20 protein-coding genes are annotated in these 20,432 nt (G+C 58.1%); 9 read left to right on the forward strand and 11 right to left on the reverse strand.

Features of this window, described 5'->3' with window-relative positions; genetic code table 11:
* The first annotated feature begins 10 nt into the window (after nt 1-10).
* Both caiB and MUU53_RS11705 read left to right on the forward strand, forming a co-directional pair.
* On the forward strand, nt 11-1,216 hold the full coding sequence (gene caiB / locus MUU53_RS11700) for a succinate--glutarate CoA-transferase (RefSeq protein WP_247261065.1): 1,206 nt from the start codon (nt 11-13) through the stop codon (nt 1,214-1,216).
* A complete protein-coding gene (locus MUU53_RS11705) occupies nt 1,213-2,862 on the forward strand; it encodes a thiamine pyrophosphate-binding protein (protein ID WP_247261066.1) in 1,650 nt (549 codons plus the stop codon). The genes caiB and MUU53_RS11705 overlap by 4 nt, the downstream gene beginning before the upstream one ends.
* A gap of 45 nt (nt 2,863-2,907) precedes the next feature.
* Here the strand turns inward: MUU53_RS11705 and MUU53_RS11710 are convergent, their stop codons facing one another.
* Nucleotides 2,908-3,306 (reverse strand): RidA family protein, encoded by a 399-nt coding sequence (locus MUU53_RS11710; protein WP_247261067.1) that lies wholly within the window; start codon nt 3,304-3,306, stop codon nt 2,908-2,910.
* Between the two features lie 111 nt (nt 3,307-3,417).
* Between MUU53_RS11710 and MUU53_RS11715 the strand changes: the two genes are divergently transcribed.
* A complete protein-coding gene (locus tag MUU53_RS11715) occupies nt 3,418-4,014 on the forward strand; it encodes a TetR/AcrR family transcriptional regulator (protein WP_247261068.1) in 597 nt (198 codons plus the stop codon).
* 66 nt (nt 4,015-4,080) lie between these two features.
* Here the strand turns inward: MUU53_RS11715 and MUU53_RS11720 are convergent, their stop codons facing one another.
* From MUU53_RS11720 to MUU53_RS11730, 3 genes are all read right to left on the reverse strand, one after another.
* Nucleotides 4,081-4,422: a RidA family protein gene (locus tag MUU53_RS11720; protein WP_062554116.1), complete on the reverse strand. Its 342-nt coding sequence runs from the start codon at nt 4,420-4,422 to the stop codon at nt 4,081-4,083.
* Between the two features lie 48 nt (nt 4,423-4,470).
* A complete protein-coding gene (locus tag MUU53_RS11725) occupies nt 4,471-4,809 on the reverse strand; it encodes a protein tyrosine phosphatase family protein (RefSeq protein ID WP_247261069.1) in 339 nt (112 codons plus the stop codon).
* 76 nt (nt 4,810-4,885) lie between these two features.
* Nucleotides 4,886-5,725: a DUF4432 family protein gene (locus tag MUU53_RS11730; protein WP_247261070.1), complete on the reverse strand. Its 840-nt coding sequence runs from the start codon at nt 5,723-5,725 to the stop codon at nt 4,886-4,888.
* A gap of 188 nt (nt 5,726-5,913) precedes the next feature.
* Here MUU53_RS11730 and MUU53_RS11735 point away from each other — a divergent pair, with 188 nt between their 5' ends.
* Nucleotides 5,914-7,323 (forward strand): L,D-transpeptidase family protein, encoded by a 1,410-nt coding sequence (locus tag MUU53_RS11735; RefSeq protein WP_377307366.1) that lies wholly within the window; start codon nt 5,914-5,916, stop codon nt 7,321-7,323.
* Between the two features lie 66 nt (nt 7,324-7,389).
* Here the strand turns inward: MUU53_RS11735 and MUU53_RS11740 are convergent, their stop codons facing one another.
* The 6 genes from MUU53_RS11740 to MUU53_RS11765 all read right to left on the reverse strand — a co-directional run bounded on the left by MUU53_RS11740 (nt 7,390) and on the right by MUU53_RS11765 (nt 14,841).
* Nucleotides 7,390-8,106: a ParA family protein gene (locus tag MUU53_RS11740; RefSeq protein ID WP_247261071.1), complete on the reverse strand. Its 717-nt coding sequence runs from the start codon at nt 8,104-8,106 to the stop codon at nt 7,390-7,392.
* A 217-nt stretch (nt 8,107-8,323) separates the two neighbouring features.
* Nucleotides 8,324-9,469: an iron-containing alcohol dehydrogenase gene (locus MUU53_RS11745; RefSeq protein ID WP_247261072.1), complete on the reverse strand. Its 1,146-nt coding sequence runs from the start codon at nt 9,467-9,469 to the stop codon at nt 8,324-8,326.
* A 6-nt stretch (nt 9,470-9,475) separates the two neighbouring features.
* Nucleotides 9,476-10,855: an aldehyde dehydrogenase family protein gene (locus MUU53_RS11750; protein WP_247261073.1), complete on the reverse strand. Its 1,380-nt coding sequence runs from the start codon at nt 10,853-10,855 to the stop codon at nt 9,476-9,478.
* Nucleotides 10,856-10,947: 92 nt separating this feature from the next.
* Nucleotides 10,948-12,318, reverse strand: a complete 1,371-nt coding sequence (locus MUU53_RS11755) for a glutamine synthetase family protein (RefSeq protein WP_062554111.1) — start codon at nt 12,316-12,318, stop codon at nt 10,948-10,950.
* A 72-nt stretch (nt 12,319-12,390) separates the two neighbouring features.
* Nucleotides 12,391-13,965, reverse strand: coding sequence for an amino acid permease (locus tag MUU53_RS11760; protein WP_247261074.1), 1,575 nt, complete (start codon nt 13,963-13,965; stop codon nt 12,391-12,393).
* Between the two features lie 102 nt (nt 13,966-14,067).
* Nucleotides 14,068-14,841, reverse strand: a complete 774-nt coding sequence (locus tag MUU53_RS11765; protein ID WP_247261075.1) for an N-formylglutamate amidohydrolase — start codon at nt 14,839-14,841, stop codon at nt 14,068-14,070.
* Nucleotides 14,842-15,014: 173 nt separating this feature from the next.
* On the opposite strand from MUU53_RS11765, the gene MUU53_RS11770 reads away from it, so the two are divergent.
* The 5 genes from MUU53_RS11770 to MUU53_RS11790 all read left to right on the forward strand — a co-directional run bounded on the left by MUU53_RS11770 (nt 15,015) and on the right by MUU53_RS11790 (nt 20,002).
* A complete protein-coding gene (locus MUU53_RS11770) occupies nt 15,015-15,902 on the forward strand; it encodes a MurR/RpiR family transcriptional regulator (RefSeq protein WP_247261076.1) in 888 nt (295 codons plus the stop codon).
* Nucleotides 15,903-16,041: 139 nt separating this feature from the next.
* Entirely contained in the window at nt 16,042-17,145 is a 1,104-nt protein-coding gene (locus tag MUU53_RS11775) for an ABC transporter substrate-binding protein (RefSeq protein ID WP_281435098.1), read from the forward strand.
* A 115-nt stretch (nt 17,146-17,260) separates the two neighbouring features.
* The gene (locus MUU53_RS11780; RefSeq protein ID WP_062554106.1) at nt 17,261-18,151 is read left to right on the forward strand and encodes an ABC transporter permease; all 891 of its coding nucleotides are present in this window, start codon (nt 17,261-17,263) and stop codon (nt 18,149-18,151) included.
* Complete coding sequence (locus MUU53_RS11785; RefSeq protein ID WP_062554105.1) at nt 18,148-18,930, forward strand: ABC transporter permease; 783 nt, start codon at nt 18,148-18,150, stop codon at nt 18,928-18,930. The genes MUU53_RS11780 and MUU53_RS11785 overlap by 4 nt, the downstream gene beginning before the upstream one ends.
* A gap of 13 nt (nt 18,931-18,943) precedes the next feature.
* A complete protein-coding gene (locus MUU53_RS11790; RefSeq protein ID WP_247261078.1) occupies nt 18,944-20,002 on the forward strand; it encodes an ABC transporter ATP-binding protein in 1,059 nt (352 codons plus the stop codon).
* 249 nt (nt 20,003-20,251) lie between these two features.
* On the opposite strand, the gene MUU53_RS11795 is transcribed toward MUU53_RS11790, so the two are convergent.
* A partial coding sequence (locus tag MUU53_RS11795) for a hypothetical protein (RefSeq protein WP_247261079.1) occupies nt 20,252-20,432 on the reverse strand: 181 nt, incomplete at its 5' end.

The raw sequence follows: 20,432 nt of genomic DNA on the forward strand, positions 1-20,432 counted from the left end.
TCGTCCCATCATGATTGCCTCACCTCCCCACGCCGCCCCTCTGCACGGCATTCGCGTCATTGAACTCGCTCGCGTTCTGGCAGGCCCCTGGGCGGGCCAGATGCTGGCTGATCTGGGTGCAGATGTCATCAAGGTCGAAAATCCAAATGGCGGCGATGATACACGCGCCTGGGGGCCTCCTTTTGTGGAAAGCGTGAATGGCGACAACCTTTCTGCCGCCTATTACCACTCCACCAATCGCGGCAAACGCTCGGTGGCAGTGGATTTCAGCACGCCGGAAGGTCAGGAAATCGTTCGGGAACTGGTAAGGGATGCCGATGTCATCATCGAAAACTTCAAGCTCGGCGGCCTGAAGAAATACGGCCTCGACTATGAAAGTCTGACGGCCATCAACCCGAAGCTCGTCTATTGCTCCATCACAGGCTTCGGTCAGAACGGCCCTTATGCCGCCCTCGCGGGTTACGACTACATCGTCCAGGGCATGTCCGGCTTCATGTCCATCACCGGCACGCCCGATGGCGAACCCATGAAGGCAGGCGTTGCCATTGCCGATATCTTCACCGGCATCTATGCGGTTACGGCCATCCAGGCGGCCCTCATCCATACGCTGAAGACCGGCCAGGGCCAGCATGTCGACATGGCACTTCTGGATGTCATGTCGGCAGTCCTCGCCAACCAGAACATGAACTACCTCATTTCGGGCAAGGCGCCGGTGCGGCTTGGCAATGCCCACCCGAATATCAGCCCCTATGAAGTGGTTCCGACTGCTGACGGCCATCTCATTCTCGCTGTTGGCAATGACGGCCAGTTCGCGCGGCTCTGCAAGATTCTGGGGCTCGAAGAGATGAGCGCAGACGCGCGCTTTGCCACCAACAAGGCACGCGTGGCAAACCGCGAAGCGGTTCGTGCCGCTGTCATCGCCAAAACGGAAACATGGACGAAAGCGGACCTGCTGGCCGCCTGCGGTGAAAATGCCGTACCCGCCGGCCCGATAAACTCGATCGACGAAATGTTTGATGATCCGCAGATCAAGGCGCGCGACTTGAAGATCGATCTGGCCGCGCAGGATGGTACGGTCATTCCCGGCGTGCGCACACCGATCATTCTGTCCGAAACTCCACTGACCTATCACAGACCAAGCCCAGCACTTGGCGAACACACAGATGAAGTCCTCGCAGAGCTTGAGGCAAAGAAACAGGAGAGGAAACAGGCATGAAGACCGGCGGCCAACTTATTGTCGATGCGCTGAAGGCCAACGGCGTCAAGCGTGTTTCCTGCGTTCCGGGCGAGAGCTACCTTGCTGTTCTCGACGCTCTCTATGACAGCGGCGTCGAGGTGATGATCTGCCGTCAGGAAGGCGGCGCGGCAATGATGGCCGATAGCTGGGGCCGCCTGACAGGCGAACCGGGCATCTGCATGGTCACACGCGGCCCGGGCGCCACCAATGCCTCTGCAGGCCTTCACGTCGCGATGCAGGATTCAATTCCGATGATCCTCTTCATCGGGCAGGTTCAGCGCGATGCGCGTGAACGCGAAGCCTTTCAGGAAGTGGAATATCGCCGCGCCTTCACCGAATTCGCCAAATGGGTTGGCGAGATCGACGATGCACGCCGTATCCCGGAATTTATAACCCGCGCCTTCGCGGTCGCCACGTCCGGTCGCCCCGGCCCTGTGGTGCTCACCCTGCCGGAAGACATGCTGCGCGATGTCGTCGAGGCGCCGGAAGCCAAGCCCTACACGCCGGTGGAAAGCCACCCCGGCGCATCGCAGGTCAAGGCGTTCGGAGAGATGCTGAATGAGGCGAAACGCCCGATGTTCATCATCGGTGGCACGCGCTGGAATGAACAGGCGGTCGCCGATTTCCGGGCTTTCGCTGAGAAGTTCCGTGTGCCGGTCGGCTGCTCCTTCCGCCGCCAGATGCTGTTCGATCACACGCATGGCTCCTACGCGGGCGATGTCGGCATCGGCATCAACCCGGCGCTGGCAAAAGAGATCAAGGAGTCCGATCTCATCGTGCTGCTCGGCAGCCGCATGTCGGAAATGCCCTCCTCCGGCTATACGCTGCTGGACATCCCCTACCCGTCGCAGAAGATCGTGCACGTCTTCCCCGACCCGGAAGAGCTTGGCCGCATCTATCGCCCCGATCTCGCCATCGTTGCAGGACCGGCAGAGTTCGTGGCGGCCATCAAGGATCTGGAAGCGCCCGCACAGCCTGCCTGGGCTGAGCGCACCGCCACCATGCATGATGCCTATCTACGCTGGTCCACCCCGCCGGAAACAGGCCCGGGCGATGTGCAGATGGGCCCGATCATGAACTGGATCGAGGGGAATGTGCCGAAGACGGCCGTCTTCACCAATGGCGCCGGCAACTACGCAACCTGGCTGCATCGCTTCCACCGTTTCCAGGCTTACAACACGCAATCGGCCCCGACCTCCGGCTCCATGGGCTATGGCCTGCCCGCCGCTGTTGCTGCCAAGGCACTGTTCCCGGAACGCGAAGTCATCTGCTTTGCAGGTGACGGCTGCTTCATGATGCACGGCCAAGAATTCATCACCGCGGTGCGCTATGGTCTGCCGATCATCACCGTGCTGGTCAACAACGGCACCTATGGCACCATCCGCATGCATCAGGAACGCGATTACCCGGGCCGTGTCAGCGGCACCGATCTCGTCAACCCGGATTTCGTCGCTTTTGCGCAAGCCTATGGCGGCCATGGCGAGCGGGTCTCGAAGACCGATGAATTCGGTCCGGCCTTCGAACGGGCCCGCGCAAGCGGCAAGCCCGCCATCATCGAGGTCATGCTGTCGCCCGAAGCCATCACGCCGACGCGCACGCTGACGCAGATCAGAAACAAAGCCTGATGGGTCAGTGGCTGCGGCATTTGCGAATGCCGCAGCCCGACAGGCTCAGTTGTCGCCCGGAATGCGGGCGATGACCTTGATCTCGAAATCAAACCCTGCCAGCCAGTTCACGCCAACGGCAGTCCAGTTTGGATGGGGCTTTGTCGGAAATATTTCCTGCTTGACGGACATGATGGTCGGAAACTGGTTTTCAGGGTCCGTATGAAATGTCGTGACATCCACAATATCATCGATACTGCAACCGCCTGCCTTCAGGACCGCAGAAAGATTGGCGAAGGCCTGACGGACCTGAGCTTCGAAGTCTGGCTCCGGCGAACCATCAGCGCGGCTTCCAACCTGTCCGGAGACAAACAGTAAATCGCCGGACCGGATGGCGGCGGAATACCCATGCTTTTCATACAGTGCATGGCGTTCTGCCGGGAAAACAGCTTCGCGTCGACTCATCTCATACTCCTTGCGATTTTCAAGCGCCTCAAATACGCTTCGTATGTGAGAAGATAATTACATACGCAACGTATGTCAATTCAGATACGCAGCGTATGTGAGAGAGGATGGATGTCAGCAACACGCGTTGAGAAAGCCGAAGAAAACCGGAAAAAGCTGCTTGCGTCAGCGCGGAAGGCCTTTGCGGAAAAGGGCTATGCCGAGGCTTCCATGGATGAATTGACCGCCGAAGCAGGCCTTACACGCGGCGCTCTCTACCACAGCTTCGGCGACAAACGGGGGCTTCTGGCCGCCGTCGTGGATCAGATCGATTCAGAAATGGCCGCCAAAGCGAAGATGCGTGCATTATCCGCGCAAGATGACTGGGATGCGATGCTTCTGGAGGCGAAGGCTTACATCGAGATGGCTCTGGAACCGGAAGTTCAGCAGATCGTGCTGCGTGATGGACCGGCTGTATTAGGTGATCCGTCTCGTTGGCCAAGCCAGAGCAGTTGTCTGGCAGAAACGCTTCGCACGGTTGAGAGCTTGATCGCGAAAGGAATCCTGCGGCCGGTCGATCCGGAAGCAGCTTCTCGCCTGCTCAGCGGCGCAGCTTTCAACGCCGCCATGTGGGTCGCAGCCAAAGAAAATCCGCAGGCTTCGCTGTCACAGGCAATCGACGCGTTTAAAGCTCTCGCGGAAGGACTTCTGCTAGATAGGCAGTCCTGAATCACGAAAAAGTCCGGCGGATCAAGCCGATCCACCGGGCCTTTGAATCAAAATGTCAGGCGCTGATTACAGCGCAGCTGTGACGATAAACTCGACCTTGTAGTCCGGCGTGGCAAGAGCAGCTTCGCTCGTTGCGCGGGCCGGCGGGTTCGCCGGGTCGATCCAGCTTTCCCAGACGGCGTTCATTTCACCGAAGGTGGACATATCCGACAGATAGATGATCGTCTGAAGAATCTTGGACTTGTCCGAACCGGCAGCAGCCAGCAGGCGGTCAACTTCAGCCAGAGCCGACTTGGACTGCTCGGTGACGCTTGCGCCTTCACCAACCTGGCCAGCCAGATATACCGTGTTGCCGTGAACGACGGCGCCGCTCATGCGCTTGCCGGGTTCGATACGCTTGATGCTCATAATATGCTCCTCAATGGATTGAGCTTGTAGAAAGTCTTGAATTGAAAATCAGCCGCGCAGATGCAGGCTCTTCTCGTAGATCGCGGTCGAGCGTGCGCCGGAGCGGCAGTAACCCAGCATGGGGCGCGGAAACTCATCCAGCGCATCCACCATGCCCTTTACGGCCTCCGCATCGGCACCCATCCGACCGACCGGCACATGCGCAATGTCGAGGCCAAGCTCCTTGGCGCGCGCCGCAATCTCCGCAAAGGAAGGCTGCCCAGGCTCTTCCTCATCCGGGCGATTGCAGACGATGGATTTGAAACCCAGAGCCTTGATCTGGTCGAGATCGCTGGGAAGAATCTGCCCTGTGACGGAATACTCGTCGTTGATCTGGCGGATATCCATGGTTCAGCCTCCGGCTTGGAAAATGTTGGGCTTTCAATTACGACGCAGGCTCGCCCCCGTCAATCGCGGTACCAGTTCAAACGAAACTGAAGCGAAGCGCGTAGTCTGCGCTTTCACCCGGCTTCAGCATCTCCAGTTCTCCTGAGCGGGCCAATTCTTCGCGGCTTGCCAGACGATGCGACACGGGCTCGATGCCCAGCACATGCGCCGGTTGCTTCTGATTTCTCCACACCTGCAGATAGGGAAGCGTGCTGGTCAGAAACTTTACACGCAGCGTCACGCCGCCAAGGCTGGCAATCGGGCCGAGCGACACCTCTGCCCAATCCTCCCCGTCAGCACGGGCCGGTACGCAGAACACCCCGCCCGGATCGTCCCCGAAATTCCATGGAAAGCCACCGCCCTCCAGCATCTGGCCATTGAGCCTGACATTGTCATCGAAGAGCCAGGCCCCGATGTTCATATGGTACATATGCACCTTGGCGATGGGCTTTTCGCCAACATTGGTAACCTTGTCGGAAAGGCAGACCTCACCCGTCGCGCCATTCATCCGCCAGTGACGGTCGAGAACGACAGAGCCGCCATCGGCGGTTTGAACCGGAATGCGCGCCGTGCATTCCGCCTCGTCTCCCTGCGCATCCCAGAACAGGATTTCAGCCGGATGGGAGGAGAAGGATCCGTGCAACGGATAGCGCTTACCCGAAGCATCGCCATCGATCGGAACAGGGTGGCGGATATGATCAGGCCCGCAGGTGAACAGAAACCCTTCGAGCGAATGGTCGATGCGTGCATCTCCATCGTCGGGAATGGCGCGTCCGGGTGCGATGTCGGTATTGGCGACAATACAGCTGCCGACATCCATAACGCTTGTCGGATCGAGATGGATGATCGGCCCACGGCCCGCAGAAAATTGCTTCACATTCGCCTCCCAGACCTGTGATTTGTTCACAGGCTAATAAAATGTTCACGTTAAGCTCGTGTTCACCCTGAATTTTTATCTTTTCCACACTTGCGTCAAAATCGGCCTGTCTGACAAAAGTCGGTAAGGTGGGGTGGAACGCGACGGCGGATTCGCCGTTTCCATTCGTGTTCTCTAACGGTGATATCGTGAAGCGCTTATTTGTGACAAGCCTTGGCATTGCAGCCCTCGTCAGTGTGCAGGTGGCATCCCCTGCCCTTGCGCAAACACGCTACGTGCGTTCGCCCTCCAACGTCGTGCTGGTCGCTCCCGATGGCGCCATCCTGGATTACACGCCAGATAGCCGCGATGTCGTGATCAGCCGAGACAATATGGGCCGTCGTGTCTATCTTGATCACTGGGGCAATCTCGTTGCTACCGAGATGCGCAACGATACCTACGGCGGCAATCGCTATGATCCATCCGCCGGCGGCTATGGCCGGCAGGACCCCTACGCTCCGCGCTACAACGATCGTTACGGCCAGAGCGCGCGCGGTGGCGACTATCAGGATTACCGCCAGTACCGACCGGGTGAGCCCGGAGAGGTGACAGGTTCCATTCCCCGTGATGCATCCATTGATCGCCTGCCGCTGGATGCCGATGGCGCGATCATGGACGATGGCCAGGAAGACGCCAGCATAGAGCCGCAGCGCGCGCTTCCGCAGCCTAACATTGCCCCGTCGAGCAACAAGCCCATCATCGCCGTGACCAAGAAGCCGCAGGCGGAGATTGCTGCCCTTCAGGTGTTCCTTGACCGGCAGGGCATTTCTCCCGGCGTTATAGACGGTCATCTGGGCGACAACGTCAACAAGGCTGTCGCCGCCTGGCAGGAAATGACCGGCGAGACGCTCGATCCGAATAATTCCGAAGACATCATGCAGCGCCTGACCTATGAGGGCGGGCTCCCAATCGTGGACTACACGATTACGGCAGCCGATGCGGCGGGCCCTTATGTTGCGTCCATCCCGGATGATTATGCCCACAAGGCGCAGCTTCCAGCCATGTCCTTCACATCCGTGACGGAGGCGCTCGCGGAACGCTTTCACATGGATGAGGAATACCTGAAGTCGCTGAACCCGGGTGTCGATTTTTCCGTGCCCGGCTCGATCATCAAGGTCATCAATCCGGGTCAGCCGAAAACCGGCGAAGTGGTGCGCGTCGTTGCCAACAAGGCCAAGAAGCAGGTCTTTGCCTATGGCGCGGATGGCCGCCTGATCGCCGCCTATCCGGCAACCATCGGTTCGTCAGACACGCCCTCCCCCAGCGGCACCCACACGGTGGAGCGCATTGCGCTAAACCCGGGCTATACCTACAACCCGAAAATCAACTTCAAGCAGGGCAATAACGATAAGATCCTGCAGATCCCGCCGGGTCCGAACGGGCCGGTCGGTACGGTCTGGATTGCACTTTCCAAGCCCACCTACGGCATTCACGGAACGCCAGAACCATCCAAGATCGGCAAGACAAACAGCCACGGCTGTATCCGCCTGACCAACTGGGATGCGACCGAGCTTGCCAAAATGGTGAAGCAGGGGACCGTGGTGGAATTCGTGGATTGACTTCCGTACCTGCTGACATGCGAAGGGGCGCTGCGGCGCCCCTTATCTTTTCGGCCATTGCCTCAATCAAGCGGCTGAACGATTGAAGTTCAGCACACGCCCCACGCCGGAGCGAACGATGCGCATGGGCATCAGGCGCTTCACCTCATCGGCCAGAGCGCGAATATTGTCGCGCGCCTTGTCGAGATTTGAAACCTTGGCCGCATCCAGCGAATAGAGCGTGCCGCCAACTTCGAACAATTCGCGGAAGGCCGTGCGTTCGCCAATCGGCGTGTTCAGCACGTTCACACCGCGCTGAGCCAGCAGGCCCTTGATCGCGAGAAGCGAGCGCGTCGTGACCATGGGCGTGACGCGGGTCAGCACCACGGAATGGGCCACGGTGTGTCCCGCCTTTTCCTTCATTAGCGCCAGGAGGTCGAGGATCTGTGCTGCGCCCTTGGCATCCATAGCAGAACCCTGCACCGGAATGAAAACGTGATCAGAGAGACCCAGCGCAGTCGTCACTAGAGCATCGCGCGCCCCGGCAAGATCGATAACGAAGTAATCCGTCTGTCCCGCCATCTCGCGCAGATGACACTGCAGAGACGCGACAGATACTTCCGTAATGATGGAGATGTTTCGGACAGCACCGGACAACTCATGCCACTGGCTGATCCAGCGCTGAGGATCCGCATCGATCAACGTTACACGATAGCCCTGATGAGCGAGTTCGGTGGCCAGTAGCAGTGCTGCGGTGGTTTTGCCTGCCCCACCCTTGGCATTCGCGAAAGAAATCACGGGCATAAATCGGCATCCTCGTCTGTAATCGAGCCGCATCGCTCAAACGAGCACCGGAACATGTGCTCTTGATGCAAAGTTTCTCTAAACAGGGTTAACGATGTGTAAATTCATACTCCGTTAATTTTACCTAACAGAACTTAGGATTGGTGGCAGCGCGCAATGCACGCAAAAGAGGCCCGGTAATAAGCCGGACCTCCACAGGTTTGATAATCGTCAAATCTCAAAAGCAGTCGCGGAAAAGTTGCTTCGTGTTTTCCAGCGTCAGCGTCACCGGGTTACCGCCGCAGGACGGATCCTCAATAGCCATAGCGGCGAGTTCGTCGATTCGGTCCGGGTGAATACCCATCGCCGTCAGGTTTTGGGGCACGTGAAGGTCGGTGCGCAGCTTCAGAACGTAGTCATAGAACCCGTCGAATCCGCCCGCGATACCGAGATAGGCGGCAGCGCGCTCGATCTTCCCCTCTATCTTTGCACGGTTGAACTTCAGCACAGGCGGCATTACCACGGCGTTCGTCATGCCATGATGCGTATTGTAAACGGCACCGATCGGATGAGACAGCGCATGGATGGCCCCCAACCCCTTTTGGAACGCGACCGCACCCATAGCAGCCGCCGCCATCATGTTGGTGCGGGCTTCGATATCCGTGCCTTCATGGAAAGCGCGCGGCAGAAACTCTTTCACCAGCCGCATGCCCTCCAGCGCAATGCCCTGGCTCATGGGATGGAAGAAGGGCGAGCAATAGGCTTCCAGGCAATGGGCGAAAGCATCCATGCCGGTTCCAGCCGTGATTGCCTTCGGCATGCCGACCGTCAATTCCGGATCGCTGATCACGACACCCGGCAGGAACTTCGGGTGGAAAATGATCTTCTTAACGTGCGTGACCGAGTTGGTGATGACCGAAGCGCGGCCCACTTCCGAACCAGTACCCGCAGTTGTCGGAACTGCAACGATGGGCGCAATGCCTTCCACCTTGGCGCGTGTCCACCAATCACCGATATCCTCGAAGTCCCAGACCGGGCGATCCTGCCCAACCATGAAGGCAACGCACTTGCCAAGATCGAGGCCGGAGCCGCCGCCGAAAGCAACGACACCATCATGCCCGCCAGCGCGGAAGGCTTTAATACCCGCGTCGAGGTTCTTCTCATTCGGGTTGGGATCGACGTCCGCGAAGATGGCGCGGCCAAGGCCAGCCTCCTCCAGCACATCCAGCGCCCCTTGCGTGATTGCCATATTGGCAAGACCACGGTCGGTTATCAGCAGCGGATTCTTCATGCCCAGCGATTTGCAGGCGTCCGCCAGTTCCTTGATGCGGCCACGGCCAAGCTTGACGGCGGTCGGGTAGCTCCAGTTTGCGGTGATGTTCATGGCGTCTCAGGCTTTCTTGAGGTGATAGGACTTCGGACGGGTCAGGTTGTGGAAACCAAGAACGGAGAGCGAGCCGCCCCGTCCGGTTTCCTTCACGCCCGTCCAGACCAGTGCCGGATCGAGATAATCGCAACGGTTCATGAAGACCGTGCCGGTTTCGATTTCGGTGCCGATGCGGGAAGCGCGTTCCTCATCCTTGGTCCAGAGCGAAACGGTGAGCCCGTATTTGCAATCATTCATCAGGTCGACCGCTTCAGCATCGCTCTTCACCTTCATGATGCCGACGGCGGGACCGAATGTTTCCTCGCGCATGAATTCCATGGAGTGGTCCACGTCCACCAGGATCTGCGGCATCAGATAGGCACCGCCATCATCCTGCGGGAACAGCTTCGGATCGACCAGCGCCTTTGCACCCTTGGCAACTGCATCCGCCACCTGCTGGCGTACGGTTTTGGCAAAGCGCACATTGGCCATTGGCCCGAGCGAGGTTTCCTTGTCCAGCGGATTGCCAAGCTTGTAGTTGGAAACCCAGGCTACGGACTTTTCGACAAAGGCGTCGTAGAGGCTCTCATGCACGTAGATGCGCTCGATGCCGCAGCAGCACTGGCCGGAATTGAAGGTCGCGCCATCCATCAACGTATCGACAGCCGCGTCCAGATCCGCGTCTTCCATGACATAGCCCGGATCCTTTCCGCCCAGCTCCAGCCCCATGCCGGTAAAGGTTCCGGCGGCGGCTTTCTCCACCGCACGGCCACCTGCGACAGAGCCGGTGAAATTGATGAAGTTGAACGAACCGGCGGCAATCAGCTTCTCGCTTGTTGCATGGTCGAGGAACAGGTTCTGGAATACATCAGCCGGTACGCCTGCTTCCACAAAGGCGCGCACCATGCGCTCACCAACCAGAAGCGTCTGGGCCGCATGCTTGATGATGACCGTATTGCCAGCCATGAGCGCGGGAGCGACCGTGTTGATTGCTGTCATGTAGGGGTAGTTCCAAGGCGCGATGACGAAGACGACGCCATGCGGCTCGCGCTCTATGCGGCGCGTAAAGGCGGCGCTGCTCTCGATCTCGATCGGCGCCAGCGCCTCTGCGGCCACGCTTGCCACATAGTTCGAGCGCTCGTTGAAACCCTTGAACTCGCCGCCATAGCGAATGGGGCGACCCATCTGCCATGCCAGTTCCGGCACGACCTCGTCCACCATCTCGTTCAGGCGCGCGACGCCCTTCATCACCAGTTGAACGCGATCCTCCAGCGAGCGCTTGGCCCAATCCTTCTGCGTCCGGCGCGAGCGGGCGACCGCTTCGCTGGCAGCTTCCAGAGAACTGGCAGGACGTTCGGCATAGACCGAACCATCTACCGGCGAGATACATTGGATCATTGTCATGATCGTTTTCCTGTTACCCTTCAAAGAACGACAGCGGCACCGCCGCTGCCATGATGACATAGCTGTTTATACGGCCAGACAGACCGTGGGCCTTACGCCCGTTCGAAACCGCGCGCCACTTCCCAATCCGTGATGCGGCGGTCATATTCTTCCTGCTCCCATTCGGCTGCGCGCACATAATGGTCGATGACGTCGTCACCGAATGCCTCCCGCAACATGGCAGAATTGCGCAATAGCTCGGTGGCATGGCGCAATGTGCGCGGAATTTCCCGCACGCCCTTGCCACCATAGGCATCTCCGACGAAGGCAGGCTCAAGCTCCATACCGTTCTTGATACCCTCGATACCTGCCGCGAGCAAAGCTGCCATGGCGAGATAGGGGTTCAGATCCGAGCCACCAACCCGGCATTCAATGCGAATACCCTTGGTGTCTTCCCCGCACAACCGGAAGCCTGCTGTACGGTTATCCTTGCTCCACACGATCTTGGTCGGCGCGAACGTTCCAGCCACGAACCGCTTGTAGGAATTGATGTAAGGCGCAAGGAAGTAGGTGATCTCTGACGCGTGCGCCAGCAAACCAGCGATGTAGTTCTTCATCAGCGGCGAAATACCGTGTTCGGCATCCTTGTCGTAGAAGAGCGGTGTCTTGCCGTCGGCGCTCCAGAGCGACTGGTGAATGTGCGAGGAAGAACCTGCCGCCGAATAGTTCCACTTGGCGAGGAAGGTTGCCGCCTTGCCCTTGGTCCAGGCAATCTCCTTCACCCCGTTCTTGATGATGACATGGCGATCGGCCATGGTCAGGGCCTCGGCATAGCGCACATTGATCTCTTCCTGACCGGCGGACGCCTCTCCCTTGGAGTTCTCGACCGGCACCCCCGCCCCCTGCAGACCGGTGCGAATGGCGCGCATCACCTCTTCTTCCTTGGTCGTTTGGAAGATGTGGTAATCCTCGTTATAGCCGCTGGCGAGCTTGAGGTTGCGATAGCCGCTTTCACGCGCCGACTCAAAGCTTTGGTCGAACAGGAAGAATTCCAGCTCGGTCGCCATGAAGGCGGTGAAGCCCATGTCTTCCAGCCGCTTGACCTGCTTTTTCAGGATGGCGCGCGGCGAGTGCGGCACTTCTTCGTGAGTATGATGGTCCAGCACATCGCACAGCACCAGCGCGGTGCCTTCCAGCCACGGAATCTTCCGCAGCGTCGCAAGATCGGGCTTCATGGTGTAATCGCCATAGCCCTTTTCCCAACTGGTGGATTTATAGCCGGAAACGGTTTCCATCTCCATGTCGGTCGCCAGCAGATAGTTGCAGCTGTGCGTTTCCTTCCAAGCGCTTTCGACGAAATATTCTGCCTGGAAGCGCTTCCCCATCAGGCGGCCCTGCATGTCCACCTGCGCGGCGACAACGGTGTCAATCCGTCCGGCGGCAACATCAATCTTCAGGTCGTCGAAAGTATAGGTCGAGCTCATTTTTCTTTATCCGTTCTCGAATGGAAAACCGCCGCACCTCCCGTGCGGCGGCGATGATTGTTCAAAACCGTTTCACGCCTCGCCGACGGCCGCCTCAGCGGCAGCGATCTGCTCCTTGCGCTTGGCAATGGCATCGCCGATCGGTGGGCCCTGGAAGCGGCGGTTCTCAAAACCGAACCAGACTATGGCGGTCAGAACCAGGAAGCCGAGCGTGATTTCGAGCGCCCAGTCATTTGGCGGCTGGACCCCGATGTAGAAAATGATGGCCATCGAAACCACCGCGAGAATAGCCACGAGCTTGTAGGCGCCTACCCCCATGTTCCAGGGGCCCATCACCGGCCATTTCGACGTGCCGATAGCGGCAAATCCGAGTGCGATGGGCAGGACGAAGGACAGGAATATGAAGATGACCGTGCACGAGACGACGATGGAATAGGCCGGCGTCCCGGCAATGGTGATGGCGGACGTGAACCAGACAAACAGAACCGCCAGGACTGCACCTGTCCAGATCGCCGCGACCGGTGTTCGGTACTTGCTGCTGACCTTCGCGAGTGCGGACGAGGCCGGAAGCCCCTTGTCACGCGAAAAGGCATAGATCATGCGTGAAACGGAGGTTACCGTCGCCAGCCCGCAAAGAAGCTGTGCGAGGAAGATCAGGACGTAAAGGATAGTCTTTACCGTACCATTCACCTGGGCATCCATGGCCCAGAAGAAGACGTTCCAGCCTTGTTTGGCGGCATCATCCATGTTCGGCAGCATCAGCACGAAGGCGCAGAGCATGATGTAGCCGAAGACGGTAGACCAGATAACGGATGATACCATGCCCTTCGGCACGGACACGGCAGCCTTTACGGTCTCCTCGGACGTGTGGGCCGAAGCGTCATAACCAGTGATCGTGTAGATCGGCAGCAGAAGGCCCAGCAGAAATGCCATGCCACCGGATACCGCCGTTGGCCAGACGGCAGCGCCCGTCAGGGTGCCATCGGCAGCCATCGTCGGCTGGCCGGTATAATTGCCGAATGTGAAGAGGCGCGCGAATTCGTAGGATGGTGCGCTGGCGAGGCAGACAACGGTCAAAATCACTGCGGTTGCCAGGATCAGGTAGCCGGAGAAATCCGTCAGCTTTGCGGTGAGACCGATACCGAAATGGTTGATCAGGGCCTGAAGCGCGGTGATGACGGCCACGAACAGCACGCGGTGCGTCAGCGTGTCTTCAATGCCGAATGTGGAGCCGAAGGCCCCGAAGAAGAAATAGAAAGTGCCGACGTTGATCGCGCCGAGAACGGTGACAAGACCGAGCAGGTTGAGCCAGGCCGAGAGCCAGCCGGTGAACCGATTACCCAGAATGGAGCCCCAGTGATAGAGGCCGCCTGCGGTTGGATAGGCCGAGCTGATCTGGGCGAGACCCAGCGCAAAGATGCCAGAGATCAGGCAACCCAAGGGCCAGCCTATACCGATGGAGGCGCCACCGGCGCCCGCTGTCGCCTGCCCCAGCGAATTGATGCCGCCGGAAAGAATGCAGATAATGGAAAAGGAAATCGCAAAATTGGAAAAGGAGCTCATGCGCCGTTCGAGTTCCTGCGCATAACCCATGGAGTGCAGGATCTGCACGTCCTCTTTTTTGTCATTCTCCGAGTAATTCGACATGACGTTCCCCTGTTATCGAATGGCTGCCTGAACAACCCCGAATTTTCTCCCGCCCCCTTCTGGTTGCGGGCACGCCAACAACTGTCTCCCAGGGTCTTCTTTTTATTCGGGCTGCTGCAGGCTTTCCCGCAACAGGCCGGTCAGAAAATCAGCCACGACCCCTTGGCCAACTTCGTCTTCTATCAAATCGTTACGCACTTCGATCATCACGTTCAGAAGCCCGTTCGGCAGAGCATGAAGCTCCAACGTATGGGTCACTCCGTCCGCTGGACCGTATGGTTCGTTGCGCTCCACTCGATAGAGCGATGCATCGGCAGCAGCAGCCAACATGCGGTCGGCCAATCGGCTGTCGGTATCGTGCAGGATCCCGATCTCAACCTCGCGCGGATTGCCGAAATAGACAGGTGTGAACGAATGCACGGTCACTAGAACAGCAGGTTGGCCACGGGTCGCGCGCGCCTCGATCTCATCGCCGATGCGGTTCTGGAAAGGAAAATAGAGGGCCTGCGTCCGGGCCACCTTCTCCTGCTCGCTCAGGTTCTCGTTGCCGGGAATACGAAAGACCTCGCTGACATCGCGCATGGCGGCAGGCGATTCCGGAGGACGATTGCAATCATAGACGAGCCGGGAAAAGCGCTGGTAAATCAGCGTTGCATCCAGGCTTTTGGACATCAGCCGGGAGACTGCGAGCGCGCCAGGATCCCATGCGATGTGCGATGACAGCGCATCGTCCGAAAGCCCCAACGTGCCCACGGCCTCCGGCAGGCGCAAGGAGGCATGCTCGCAAACCAGCACAACGGCGCTTCGCCCTTCGGCATTTTCCACAGCGACCGGTTGCCCGTCGCGTTCAGTCAGGAAGTCCGTTTGCGCCAACATTGCTTTCATCCAGCATCATGCCTCGAGGGTATGGCGAAGAGAATTCTTCATCATCCTGTCATCGTCAACGATTTTTTGAAAATTTCTTTTCAGTCGCCGGATTGACTCCTGGCCTGTCACAAATGTTAACTGAAACAAAACCGGCATCAGACCGGAAGGGGAATTGAGGACCAGTGACATCTTCATCGCACACCGTGCTGGAGGTAATCCGTCAGCGCTATGATGGGTTGACCCCGGCTGAAAAGCGGCTCGCAGACAGCCTGCTGGAGAACTATCCCGTTTCCGGGTTGGGCAGCATTACTGCGACTGCCGACAATGCTGGCGTCTCGACCCCGACTGTCGCGCGTATGGTGCAGAAACTGGGCTACAAGGGCTATCCGGAATTTCAGGCGCACCTGCACGTCGAACTTGAAGCCACCATTTCAAACCCGATCACCAAGCATGATCGATGGGCATCCGGTGCTCCGACGGCACATATTCTGAACCGCTTTGCGGAGGCCATTACCGACAATCTGCGCGAAACCTTGTCGACCATGGATGTCGCGACTTTCGATGCCGCAGCCGCCCTGTTGAGGGACGACAAGCGATCGGTCTATTTCGTCGGCGGGCGCATCACCGGTGCGCTGGCCGAATACTTCTTCACGCATATGCAGGTCATCCGGCCTCGCGCCACCCTCATCTCCACCAATCGCAGTTCCTGGCCGCAATATCTGCTCAACATGAGCGAAGGTGACGTCATCGTTATTTTTGACATACGTCGCTATGAGCAGGAGTTGGCGACGCTTGCAGAAACGGCCGCGGCCAATGGTGTGGTTATAATCCTCTTCACAGACGTCTGGGCATCGCCAGTGGCTCGTCATGCGCAACATGTTTTCAAAATGCGCATCGAGGCACCATCGGCCTGGGATTCGTCCGTGGTGACACTCTTCACTGTCGAGGCTCTGATCGAAGCCGTTCAGAGCGCGACGTGGGAAAAGACGAGAGAGCGTATGAACTCTCTCGAAACGCTTTTTGAACGCAGTCGGCTGTTTCGGCGGACTGCCCCTGGCAGGGAGCGTTAGTACAAGAAAAACAAGGGGAAAGCTGCCGAATAATAACAAGCATTTCCGAGGCAGACTACATTTTGAAAGTGTCACATGCCATTCATGAAGTGGCACTACGAGTTGCGCCCACACGAACCAGACAACGGAGGACATCGTGATGACCAAGACCAAAAGACTGCTGTCACTGACCACGGCAATCATGGTTGCATCAAGCAGCCTGGCACTCGCAGAACCAAGCGCAGAGCTGATCGCCGCCGCCAAGAAGGAAGGCATGCTGACTACCATCGCCCTGCCCCATGACTGGTGCGGCTATGGCGAAGTTATCGCTGCCTTCAAGAAGAAGTATCCGGAAATCAAGGTCAACGAACTGAACCCGGATGCCGGTTCGGCCGATGAAGTTGAAGCCATCAAGGCAAACAAGGACAACAAGGGTCCGCAGGCTCCTGACGTTGTCGACGTCGGCCTAGCCTTCGGCCCGCAGATGAAGGCTGAAGGCCTTCTGCAGCCCTACAAGGTATCGACCTGGAACGAGATCCCGGACAACGTAAAGGACCCTGACGGGTACTGGTACGGCGACTATTACGGCGTCATGTCGATGCTGGTGAACAAGGATCTGGTCAAGAATTCCCCGAAGGACTGGTCTGACCTTCTGAAGAAGGAATATGCAGGTCAGGTGGCTCTGGCGGGTGACCCGCGCGCTTCGAACCAGGCAATCCTGGCAGTGCTTGCTGCTGGCATGGCGACCGGTGCGAAAGCTGGCAAGGAAGCAGGAGAAGCCGGTCTCAAGTATTTTGCTGAAATGAACAAGGCTGGCAACTTTGTTCCGGTCATCGGTAAGTCTGGTACGCTTGCGCAGGGTGCAACGCCAATCGTCGTCATGTGGGACTACAACGCGCTCTCCGCCAAGGATACGCTCGCCGGCAACCCGCCAGTTGACGTCATCGTTCCGGAAAAGGGCGTTCTCGCCGGTGTCTACGTTCAGGGCATCTCCGCCTACGCTCCGCATCCGAACGCTGCAAAGCTGTGGATGGAGCACCTGTACTCCGACGAAGGCCAGATCGGCTGGCTGAAGGGCTACTGCCACCCGATCCGCTTCAACGCCATGGCGAAGGCAAACAAGATCCCGAAGGATCTGCTCGACAAGCTGCCTCCGGCAGCCGCCTACGAAAAGGCTTACTTCCCGACGCTCAAGGAAGTTGACGACAACAAGGCCGCAGTCACCGCTGGCTGGGACAAGGTCGTCGGGGCAAACGTGAAGTAACAGGCTTCAAGTGCAGCTGCCCCGGTTGCAATGATCGGGGCAGCACCGCAAAACTATCGGACTGACATCCACCAGAACCAATAACGTTGAACCACAACGAGCGGGAACGAGGGGAATGACCACACAGTTACAACCGGCTGCCAAGGCCCCGGTGAAGCGGCTTCGATTGCCCCTTCATTGGCTTGGCGTGCTGCCCTTTGCAGCCTTCGTCGTGCTGTTCATGGTACTGCCAACACTGAAGATCGTGGTAGGAGCCTTCCAGCGACCGGACGGCAGCATCAGCCTCGACAATATTGCCAACCTGTTCACACCCTCCATCATGGCCGCCTACGGCATCTCGATACGCATCAGCGTCGCCTCGGCCTTCTTCGGCTGCCTGATCGGGTTTTTCGTCGCTGCTGCCGTCGTGCTCGGAGGACTTCCACGCTGGATCCGCGGCCCGCTACTGACGTTTTCGGGCGTCGCGTCGAACTTCGCAGGCGTCCCCCTGGCGTTCGCCTTTCTCGCCACATTGGGCCCTCTCGGCATCATCACCGTGTTTCTGCAGCAGCAGTTCGGCATAAATCTGCGTGCGCTCGGCTTCAATCTCCTCTCCTTCTGGGGTCTGACGCTCACCTATCTCTTTTTCCAGATTCCTTTGATGATCCTCATCATCACGCCAGCACTCGATGGCCTGAAAAAGGAATGGCGGGAAGCAGCCTCCATTCTGGGCGCCACGAATGCGCAGTACTGGCGCATGGTTGCCCTGCCTATCCTGACACCTGCCATTCTGGGCACCTTTGCGCTTCTCTTTGCCAATGCCTTCGGCGCCGTTGCAACTGCCATCGCGCTGACGGGTTCGTCGCTCAGCATCGTGCCGATCCTCTTGTTCGCGCAAATCCGCGGCGACGTTCTGGGCGATCCTCATCTGGGCTATGCCCTTGCTTTCGGCATGATCGTCGTCACCGGCGTTGCCAATACAGTCTACATCGTGTTGCGTGCACGCAGCGAAAGGTGGATGAAATGAAGCGTCTCTGGGCCTGGGCCGCACTGATCGTCGGCCTTCTTTATTTCATCCTGCCGCTCATCGGCATGACGAATTTCTCGCTGAAAATGCGGCGCGGCGAATACTCGTTCGATGCCTATATGAAGGTGTTTGGCGACGACCGTTTCCGGGAGACCTTCACCTACTCGGTCACGCTTGCGCTCTTCACTATTCTGGTCGGTGTATTGCTGGTCGTACCAACCGCCTATTGGGTGCGCCTGAAACTGCCCTTCCTGCGCCCCTATATCGAGTTCGTCACCCTTCTGCCGCTGGTCATCCCGGCCATTGTCATCGTTTTCGGCTATATCCGGCTGTACAATACGTCGAGCTGGCTGCCGCTGACCGGCAGCGCCTTCGGCACGGATCTGCTTCTGGTCTGTGGCTACACCACCCTTGCGCTTCCCTACATGTATAGAGCCGTCGACACCGGTCTGCGCACCATCGATGTCACGACCTTGACGGAAGCAGCCCAGAGCCTGGGTGCTGGCTGGATTACAATCATCGGCCGCATCATCCTGCCGAACGTGCTGGTCGCGGTGCTTTCCGGAGCCTTCCTGACCTTTGCCATCGTCATCGGTGAATTTACCATGGCGGCACTTCTGAACCGTCCGGCCTTCGGTCCATACATGCAGTTGCTCGGTGCAAACCGGGCCTATGAGCCTGCAGCGCTCGCCGTCATCGCCTTCGTCATCACCTGGGGCTGCCTTGGCTTGATCCAGTTGGTCTCCCGCCTGCAAAAATCCACGCAGCGCCCGGTATGAGGAATTCCATTACATGAGCTTTTTGACACTCTCCCATATCAAGAAGGCATTCGGCCCGGTCCAGGTCGTCCATGACTTCAACATGTCGATTGAAAAAGGTGAATTCGTCTCCTTCCTAGGACCGTCGGGCTGCGGCAAGACGACGATCCTGCGCATGATTGCGGGCTTCGAGACCCCCTCGGATGGATCGATCGTCATCAACGGAAAAGACCAGACGAGCCTGAAACCGAACCAGCGCAATATCGGCATGGTGTTTCAGGCCTATGCCCTGTTTCCGAACATGAACGTTTTCGACAACGTCGCTTTCGGCCTCAAGGTCGCGGGCAAACCGAAGGCCGAGATCAAGGCCCGCGTCGAAGAAATGCTGAAGCTCATTCACCTGGAGCATTTGGCGGACCGCTATCCCTACCAGATGTCCGGCGGTCAGCAACAGCGTGTAGCGCTTGCCCGTGCGCTTGCCCCTGCCCCGCAGGTTCTGCTGCTTGATGAACCGCTTTCCGCCCTTGACGCGAAGATCCGTGTCTCGTTGCGCGAGGAAATCCGCCAGATTCAGCGCCAGCTGGGTATCACCACCGTTTTCGTCACGCACGATCAGGAAGAAGCGCTGTCGATCTCGGATCGTATCGTTGTCATGAATGCTGGCAAAGCCGACCAGATCGGCACACCATCTGAAATATACAGCAAACCGACAACCCGCTTCGTCGCCAACTTTGTCGGCACCCTGAACGTCGTGGAAGCGCAGGTGCGCGAGCCTGCATCAGGCGTCGTCTCCATCGCAGATCATGTCCTGGTTCTGCCGAAACCAATCGATGGCAAAAAGGCTGGAGACAAGGTTTCTCTCGCTTTCCGTCCGGAAGCTGCGAGCATGGTAACGGCATCATCAGCCATCACGCTCAAGGGAACGGTTTTGTCGTCGCACTTTTTGGGCTCTGTCGTTCGCACAAAGGTGAATGCTCAAGGCAATATAATCGCCTTCGATGCGTTCAATGATCCGAACGTCCCGCCACCGATCTCCGGTCAGTCCGTCGCTATTCACCTCAACCCTGAAGGCCTTATGTTGTTGGGCGAATAACTCAGAAACAGGTTTCCACTTTCACCCAAAAGCTGAAAATGGCTGCATAAACTGTACCGCTGAACCCGCAATAGCATGTCGTAGCTGAAAGTATGCAGCGGTTTCGCGATAATGACATGGCAAAAATCAAAGAGTTAGAGCGTCACGAGCGAATCTGAAAGATCGGGACACGCATTAAAAGAGGATTACCACCTCACAAAAAATCCCCGCAGAGTAGTTTTGCGGGGACCCAATTTGTTTTATCGCTAGCTATTCCAAAGCATACTCGGCGGGAGAATGCATCTCTGATAGTTTCATCCGCCGCTTTTCTGGATCTTTAAAAACACTTCTGGTTTCCGCTTTTCCCGGAATAGCGCTAGGCGGTAGTGACGATTTAGCTATTTGAGCCAGATGGCGATGGCTGCGAGTTTGACGAATCCCATGAAGTTGG

Origin of the sequence: Affinirhizobium lemnae (assembly GCF_022968395.1) — a bacterium.
Classification (GTDB): domain Bacteria; phylum Pseudomonadota; class Alphaproteobacteria; order Rhizobiales; family Rhizobiaceae; genus Neorhizobium; species Neorhizobium lemnae.